This window comes from Nonomuraea basaltis (assembly GCF_005893125.1).
Classification (GTDB): domain Bacteria; phylum Actinomycetota; class Actinomycetes; order Streptosporangiales; family Streptosporangiaceae; genus Nonomuraea; species Nonomuraea basaltis.
The window spans coordinates 1-966 of sequence record NZ_VCJS01000598.1; the positions used below are offsets into that span (position 1 = coordinate 1).

The window sequence follows — 966 nt, forward strand, 5'->3', positions numbered from 1 at the left end:
TAGGCCGCGGTGACCGCCTCGGGCTGGCCCAGGTGCTCGGCGCGCAGCGCCGTCTGGATGTCGGTGGCGCGGGCGGCCAGGTCGCCGCGGCGGCGGGCACGTTTGAGCGCCGCGCTGACCTGGCTGACGCTCAGCCTCGCGGCCTGGTCCGGGGTAGGAGCCTTGGCCAGCAGGTCCAGCACCTCAGGCGCGTCCAGGTCCTCGAACGCGGTCAGCGCGGCGGGGAAATAGTCGCGCAGCGCGTGCCGCAACCGCTGCCCGGCCCGGGTCCGTTCCCAAATCAGCGTCTTGTGGGTGCGGGCGACGACCTTGACAGCCTCGGCTTGCGGACTGTCGCCGGCGATCGGGCGCAGTTGGTGGGAGTCGGTGCGGACCATGTCAGCCAGCATGTGAGCGTCGGCCGCGTCGCTCTTGGCACCCGAGGTGCCCAGCCGTTCCCGGTAGCGGGCGGCCTGCAACGGGTTGACCGCGTACACCGTGTATCCGGCCGCGACCAGCGCCAGCACCCACGGACCCCGGTCGGTCTCGATCCCGACCAGCACCTCCACCTCGTCATCTGCGGCCTCCCCGATCTGCTCGGCGATCATCGCGTGCAGCCGGGCCATCCCCGCCACGCCCTCGGGCAGGCGGGCCCTGGCCAACCGGCGGCCGGAGCCGTCCATCAGCTCCACATCGTGATGCGCCTCAGCCCAGTCATCACCAACGAACAGTCGCAACAGCTCTCCCCAACCAGAACACGATCAACAACAGCAGCCAGCGGGAGAACCATCAGCGACCTAATCAAGCAGTGCTCACACCGACACCGTCAGTGGGCAACGACATCCCAGAAGCGATCAACTCTCCCGGCCAACCAGCAGGGGCACTGTCTTTCATCAGGACTCGAAGTCCAGGAACACCAAGTGCTCACCCGCCGGACGGCTACCAACCACCGAGTCTGCCGCAAGGCAACTCGCTAACACTGATTAG

Annotated in this window: 1 protein-coding gene; it reads right to left on the reverse strand. The window is 68.3% G+C overall.

Annotated elements, in window-relative coordinates; translation table 11 throughout:
* Positions 1-716 (reverse strand): IS110 family transposase (locus EJK15_RS69590; RefSeq protein ID WP_138720970.1); only part of this gene is annotated, 716 nt, incomplete at its 3' end.
* Positions 717-966 lie beyond the last annotated feature (250 nt).